Source organism: Staphylococcus caeli, from assembly GCF_900097965.1.
Classification (GTDB): Bacteria; Bacillota; Bacilli; order Staphylococcales; family Staphylococcaceae; genus Staphylococcus; species Staphylococcus caeli.
In genome coordinates, this window is sequence record NZ_FMPG01000001.1 from 605,228 (window position 1) to 612,506 (window position 7,279).

The 7,279-nt window shown below is 35.1% G+C and carries 7 protein-coding genes; 2 read left to right on the forward strand and 5 right to left on the reverse strand.

Going from position 1 to position 7,279, the window contains the following annotated elements:
* Nucleotides 1-11: 11 nt before the first annotated feature.
* Genes BJS11_RS02960 through BJS11_RS02970 form a run of 3 tightly spaced genes read right to left on the reverse strand, consistent with a single transcriptional unit; the run spans nucleotide 12 to nucleotide 2,041 of the window.
* Nucleotides 12-1,019 (reverse strand): protein arginine kinase, encoded by a 1,008-nt coding sequence (locus BJS11_RS02960; RefSeq protein WP_069994171.1) that lies wholly within the window; start codon nucleotides 1,017-1,019, stop codon nucleotides 12-14.
* Nucleotides 1,012-1,563, reverse strand: a complete 552-nt coding sequence (locus tag BJS11_RS02965) for a UvrB/UvrC motif-containing protein (RefSeq protein ID WP_069994170.1) — start codon at nucleotides 1,561-1,563, stop codon at nucleotides 1,012-1,014. The genes BJS11_RS02960 and BJS11_RS02965 overlap by 8 nt, the downstream gene beginning before the upstream one ends.
* Nucleotides 1,564-1,579: 16 nt before the next feature.
* Entirely contained in the window at nucleotides 1,580-2,041 is a 462-nt protein-coding gene (locus BJS11_RS02970; RefSeq protein WP_069994169.1) for a CtsR family transcriptional regulator, read from the reverse strand.
* Nucleotides 2,042-2,197: 156 nt separating this feature from the next.
* Here BJS11_RS02970 and BJS11_RS02975 point away from each other — a divergent pair, with 156 nt between their 5' ends.
* On the forward strand, nucleotides 2,198-3,412 hold the full coding sequence (locus BJS11_RS02975) for a NupC/NupG family nucleoside CNT transporter (RefSeq protein ID WP_069994168.1): 1,215 nt from the start codon (nucleotides 2,198-2,200) through the stop codon (nucleotides 3,410-3,412).
* A 56-nt stretch (nucleotides 3,413-3,468) separates the two neighbouring features.
* Here BJS11_RS02975 and pdxT read toward each other — a convergent pair whose 3' ends face one another.
* On the reverse strand, nucleotides 3,469-4,044 hold the full coding sequence (pdxT, locus tag BJS11_RS02980; protein WP_069994167.1) for a pyridoxal 5'-phosphate synthase glutaminase subunit PdxT: 576 nt from the start codon (nucleotides 4,042-4,044) through the stop codon (nucleotides 3,469-3,471).
* 1 nt (nucleotide 4,045) lies between these two features.
* The gene (pdxS, locus tag BJS11_RS02985; protein WP_069994166.1) at nucleotides 4,046-4,933 is read right to left on the reverse strand and encodes a pyridoxal 5'-phosphate synthase lyase subunit PdxS; all 888 of its coding nucleotides are present in this window, start codon (nucleotides 4,931-4,933) and stop codon (nucleotides 4,046-4,048) included.
* Between the two features lie 100 nt (nucleotides 4,934-5,033).
* Between pdxS and pdxR the strand changes: the two genes are divergently transcribed.
* Nucleotides 5,034-6,407, forward strand: a complete 1,374-nt coding sequence (gene pdxR, locus BJS11_RS02990) for a MocR-like pyridoxine biosynthesis transcription factor PdxR (RefSeq protein WP_069994165.1) — start codon at nucleotides 5,034-5,036, stop codon at nucleotides 6,405-6,407.
* The last annotated feature ends 872 nt before the right edge of the window (nucleotides 6,408-7,279 follow it).

Sequence of the window (7,279 nt, forward strand, 5' to 3'; positions counted from 1 at the left end):
TGCGTAACCTCCTAATTTATATGCGTTCTTAATATATCGGCTCTTTTTTCATTAACTGTTCGTTCATCTTCTTCATCCAATAAAAATGGTGATTGTATTGCTACCATTAATTCATTAAATTTAAAATTCTCTAATTCAATGTATTCTAAATCTATACCTAGCTTCACTTCACTCAATCTTAATGAAGCCTCTTCCATAGATATCAGTCTACTATATTTTAAAATTCCTAACGAACGATACACTCTATCTAACGTCTCAGTGTGATTATGACGATTCAATCGTTGTCGAATTTGCATTTCTTCATTAATAATTTGCTGAACCACTTCGGATAAGCTTTCTATGATGTCTTCTTCATTTTTTCCGAGTGTTAATTGATTGGAAATTTGATAAATATGACCATAAACTTGCGAACCTTCTCCATAAATACCTCTAATTGTAAAACCAAAACGATTTATCGTTTGAGCGATACGATTCATCCGTTTCATGATAGCTAAACCTGGTAAATGCAACATGACACTTGCCCGCATACCAGTACCTATATTTGTCGGACAGGTTGTTAAATAGCCTAATGTTTCATCAAAGCTCACGTCTAATTCAGCATCCAGTCGATCATCAATTTCTGACGCTTTCTCATAAAGTGAAGATAATGACAAATCATTACCCATTGCTTGAATTCGAATATGATCTTCTTCATTCACCATAATACTTAATGACTCATCATCATTAAGCAATACAGCTGAAGCTGGTTGTTTAATTAATTCCGGACTAATAAGATGTTTCGCCACAAGTTTATATTTATTTTGCTGATCCATCGCATCTAAGCGTTGTACAGTCAAATCGGGAAGCGCATCTTGAACTTCATTTATAACTCTATAACCCTCTTGTTCAGACGGAAACATGAGTGGATGTACATAATTTTCAAGGTTTCGTGCTAGTCGTATTCTTGAAGACATGATTATTGGGCTATCCTCTTTATTTCGCATCCATTCGCTCATATACCCACTAATGTCATTACTCATCACGTTTCACCTCACTTTGATCTCTCAACGCCTTAATTTCATCTCTCACAACGGCTGCTTCTTCAAAGTTTTGAGTTTCTATTAAGTGATTCAAGTATGCAGTTTGCTCTTCAATTTGTTTTTTTAAGGCTAATTTTCTATGTGAAGATTTGGGTGTTTTTCCAACATGTTCAATTTGACCACCTTGTACTCGTCGTACTATGTCAACGATGTCATCTTTAAATGTCGCATAACAATCAGCACAGCCAAATTTACCAACATGTGCGATATCCTTTAATGTCATTTGGCAAGTAGGACAACGCTTTTCTTCTTTAAATGTAATTTCATCAAAATCAATGCCATGTTTTGCTGCTAAATGTTGCAAAATCTGTTTAACAACAAAAGCACCTTCGATATCATCTTGTGATGCTATTTGTTGGTTTTGTGTCCAAGGGTTCCCCCCTTGTGCACACGTAGCGCAAACCCATTTTTCATTGATGCCATCTTGCCCTTTAACTGTCAATTTCACTTCAGCTTCATTTAAATGACAATTTTCGCATAGCACGGCGAACCACCTCGCTTTAATAATAATTTATAACATGTAATAGACGTTTAATTATGTTTGCACGGATGATATCCCTCGATAATACATCCATCTTTAAAGTCTCTCTATCAATAACGGCATATATCATTTTCGCTTCTCGTTCAGTAATGTATGCTTTATCTAATAATCCATCAACGATATAATATGCTTGTTGCTGGGAAATCGACGGCCCGATTAACTGAAGCAAGTGATTAATGTAGCCTGTTTCATCTCTATTTTCAATTTTGGTGATTCGAATATAACCACCGCCACCTCTTTTACTTTCAATTTCATAACCATGTTCATTAGTAAAACGTGTCTTAATTACATAGTTAAGCTGAGAAGGCACACAGTCAAAACGCTGTGCAATGTTCGCACGTTGAATTTCAACAACGTCTTCATTGGTGTCTTCAAATAATTTTTTAATGTATTGTTCTATGATGTCTGACATATTATGCATGATTATCACCTCTTTTGACCTTCTTTGACTATATTATATGACCAACTTTGACCTTTTTCAACCAATATGTTTTAGAAATTTTAAAATAATTATGTAAGTGCTACCAATTTTATTGTATTATAGATATTAAGAAAAATTAAAAGGGATGAATAACTCATGCATATTATTATTGGTTTAATTGGGATAGCAATCTTTCTTGCATTAGCGTTTCTATTTAGCTCAGATAGAAAAAATATTCGTTGGCAATATATTGGTTTATTACTTGTTATACAACTTGTATTTGCCTTTATATTACTTAAAACGCAATTCGGTATCACAGTCATTGGCGGCATATCATTTGGATTTAACTATTTATTACAACAAGCTGCTCAAGGTGTAAACTTTGTTTTTGGTGGATTTGAATTTGTTGATCCAAAAAATCCACCATTCTTCTTTAACGTATTATTACCAATCGTATTTATTTCAGCGTTAATCGGTATTTTACAATATACACGTATATTACCGTTAATTATTAACTTATTGGGTATCGCGATTTCTAAAATCAACGGTATGGGCCGTTTAGAGTCTTATAATGCTGTAGCCGCAGCAATTTTAGGACAATCCGAAGTATTTATTTCTTTAAAACATGAATTAGCACACATATCAAAACAACGCCTATATACATTAACTGCATCTGCAATGTCTACAGTATCAGCGTCTATTATTGGTGCATATTTTACACTGATTGAACCGCGTTATGTAGTAACAGCAGTCGTGTTAAACCTCTTCGGCGGTTTCATCATCGCATCTATTATCAATCCTTATAGAGTTGATCCTGAAGAAGATAAACGTATTGTGGCAGAAAGCAAAATCGAGAAACAATCATTCTTCGAAATGTTGGGTGAATACATTCTAGATGGATTTAAAGTTGCCGTTATCGTTGGTGCCATGCTAATTGGTTACATCGCAATCATTGCATTACTTAATGGTGTTGTAAGTGCTATCTTCACTTGGGTTTCTGGTGGCAGTATTACTTGGGATTTCCAAACGCTCATTGGTTTCGTATTTGCACCATTTGCTTTCTTAATTGGTGTTCCTTGGAACGATGCTGTTCAGGCAGGTTCTATTATGGCCACAAAATTATTATCCAATGAGTTCGTTGCAATGCAAAGCTTGAACCAAGCGAAAGATATAGGTGAACATACAAAAGGTGTCATCTCAGTCTTCGTTGTATCATTTGCAAACTTTAGCTCAATTGGTATTATTGCTGGTGCAATCAAATCGCTAAACAGTGAAAAAGGTGATGTTGTTGCACGATTCGGATTGAAATTATTATTCGGTGCAACATTAGTTTCATTTATTTCAGCAGCAATCGCAGGATTTTTCATTTAAACATATATACAAAAAAGCAGTAGGGGCATTCGCCCTGCTGCTTTTTAATGCTTAATTTAATTATTTTTTAAACATGCTGGTTTGACGATTTTTTCAATGAAATATTGTGTCACTCTGTAATCGTCTGTAAGTTCAGGGTGGAATGAAACGCCTAAATAACGCCCCTCTTGAACAGCTACAATCTTTTCACCAACCTTACTCAGTACTGACGCTTCTCCATGTGTTGATTCAATATGTGGCGCTCTAATAAAAACGCCTTCAATATCTGGAGCGATACCTTGCACATCTAATTCACTTTCAAAACTATCGACTTGTCTGCCAAATGAATTTCTTTGTACAGTGATATCTAGCTTATTTAAATAACCTTCTTCGCCTACAATTTCTTTTGCTAAGACAATCAAACCTGCACATGTACCAAACATTGGTAACGCAGATTGTTGTAATGCCTCTTTAAAACCATACAAATCCATTAATCTACGCAGTGTCGTAGACTCACCACCAGGTAAAATTAACCCATCAATCGTCGATAATTGCTCAACACGTTTAATCGCTACACCTTCATGGCCACTCAACTCAATATGATGTATATGCTCTCTTACTGCGCCTTGCAACGCTAATACACCAATCTTCATTTTACCAACCACGCTCTTGCATACGTTCTTCTAATGAAAGTTCGTTAATGTCTAAACCTTTCATTGCTGTACCTAATTCTTTCGCTAAACGACCAATAAGTTCATAATCTTGGTAGTGTGTTGTTGCTTGAACAATAGCTTTAGCAAATTTTTCAGGATCTTCAGATTTAAAAATACCTGATCCAACAAAGACACCATCTGCGCCTAATTCCATCATTAACGCTGCATCTTGAGGTGTTGCAACACCACCAGCCGCAAAGTTTACAACAGGTAACTTCCCGTTTTCTTTGATATTTTTCAACACTTCAAAAGGTGCCCCAATATTTTTAGCTTCTGTCATAATTTCATCATCATTCATAACTGTTAAACGACTTACTTCTGAGTTAACTTGACGCATATGTCTCACTGCTTCCACAATGTTACCTGTACCAGGCTCACCTTTTGTACGTAACATCGCTGCACCTTCACCAATACGACGCGCAGCCTCACCTAAATTACGACAACCACATACGAATGGTACAGTAAATGTATCTTTGCGTAAGTGGTATTCTTCATCAGCAGGTGTTAACACTTCTGATTCATCAATATAGTCCACACCCATTGATTCAAGTACACGTGCTTCAGTGATATGTCCGATACGACCTTTAGCCATAACAGGGATTGATACTGCATTCATAACTTCTTCTATGATTTTAGGATTAGCCATACGTGCAACGCCACCTGCCGCTCTAATATCAGAAGGTACACGTTCTAGTGCCATAACAGCTACAGCTCCTGCTTCTTCTGCGATCTTAGCTTGTTCTGCATTGACAACGTCCATGATGACGCCACCTTTTTGCATTTCTGCCATTCCTCTTTTTACTCTTTCTGATCCAGTAACTTTAGACATTTATGTATTTCCCCTTTACTTAGTTGATTAAATTCATTTTAAAAGATAAACTGGTATTTAAAAAGGTGCAATTTAAAAATAATTTAAGGGGTCAGATGACATGCCAAAAAAACACTTATATTTAGATTTATACGAAAATTTAAAGCGTCAAATAATTGAAGGACAATATCAATCTGATGATAAATTCCCATCAAAACGTGCACTAAGTCAACACTTATCCGTAAGTAATACAACAATAGAACATGCTTATCAGTACTTACTAGATGAAGGATATATCTATTCTAAACCACGTTCAGGTTACTTTGTTTCAGATATCGAAACACTACCTATTATTAATAAAAATAATACGCAAACAGGACAAAAGTTCACTACTGAAAACTCATATACTCGTAAAAAAGATTTCAAATATGCCTTTAATGTATCAGAAATTGATACTGAATATTTTCCAATGCAGCAATTTAGAAAATATGCACGTGATGTTTTTGATGACAACCAAATGAATTTACTTCAACATGCTAATCCAGATGGTGATTGGTCCTTAAGACAAGAAATAGCACATTACTTATTCAATAGTAGAGGTGTATCATGTCACCCTGAACAAATTATTATAGGGTCCTCCACCGAACAATTAATCAACCTACTTACTGAAATACTAAACAATGAGCAATTTAATATAGAAAATCCAAGTTATCCACCTATAAAGCAAGTACTTGATAAAAAGCAAATATCATACTTGCAAGTACCCGTTACTAAAACTGGAATAGATCTATCATATGTAAATAAATCACAAAATAACATTACCTATGTCACACCATCACATCAATTCCCTACAGGCTATGTCATGAATTTAAAAAAACGCACCCAACTCATCAATTGGGCACATCAAAATGAAGCAAGATATATTATTGAAGATGATTATGACTCTGAATTTCGTTATTTTGGAAAACCAATACCGGCACTACAAAGTTTAGATACACATGATAAAGTAATTTACATGAGCACATTCTCTAAATCTTTATTTCCCAGTTGTAGAATTGCCTATCTTGTTTTACCTAAAAAATTATTACAGCAATATAAAAACATAGATAATAAAGAGGGGAATACTGTACCAACACATATGCAAAAAATAGTCGCTAATTTCATGAAATCTGGTAGTTTTGAACGTCATTTGAATAAAATGAGAAAAGTATATAAAAATAAACTTACATTAATTACCGAAAAACTAAAAAAATATGAAGACCAATTACAAATTGATGGTGCATTGGCAGGCATGCACTTTACTTTAACTATTATAAATGATTTATCATTGGAAGATTGTTTGAAAAATGCAGAAAATAACAATTTAAAAATCACACCTTTTTCGCTATATGATCATAATGCATCTACTGTTAAATTCATACTTGGATTTGGCGGCATACCTTATGATCAACTTGAAGCACATACTGATGCATTAATAAAAACATTATGCAAATAAACAATTACAACATCAATCATGAAATAAAGTAGATATTTTATTTAAATTAGTGAAAACATAAATGATGTATTGAATATGCTTTATTCGATAAAGTGTTACTTTTCAATTTATTGAATTTAGTAACACTTATGCAAGCGGTGCACCGCTTGCAATATTCGAATTATATAATATTTTCGTCTATCTCTCAGTTCGGCAGCTTCAAACGCTTTCTCATAGCAGCTTAATTTTCAGTTCTTTGAACTGGAAATTAAGCTCTTTTGACAAAAAAAAGAGACCCTGTTGGGTTTCAAATTGCCTGTAAAACGTCACTCTCATTTTAATGAGTTAGTGACGTTTACACATGAGTAAATACTCATGTGTTCCTCTTACCCTACTCTTGCGGAACGTAAGTCTGCTACCTTCGGCGCTAAGGAGTTTTTCCCGCCATGAGACAAGCGTTCGCATCTTTTCTCTCTTTCGGGTTTTCCTTGCTCACTTACCACTTGTAAGCTCGCTTCGTCTATCCCTCAGTTCGGCAGCTTCAAACGCTTTCTCATAACAGGATTATTTTTGAGTTCTTCGAACTAGAAGTTAAGCTCTTTTGACAAAAAAAGAGACCCTGTTGGGTTTCAAATTGCCTGTAAAACGTCACTCTCATTTTAATGAGTTAGTGACGTTTACACATGAGTAAATACTCATGTGTTCCTCTTACCCTACTCTTGCGGAACGTAAGTCTGCTACCTTCGGCGCTAAGGAGCTTTTCCTGCCATGAGACAAGCGTTCGCATCTTTTCTCTCTTTCGGGTTTTCCTTGCTCACTTACCACTTGTAAGCTCGCTTCGTCTATCCCTCAGTTCGGCAGCTTCAAACGCTTTCTCATAACAGGATTATTTT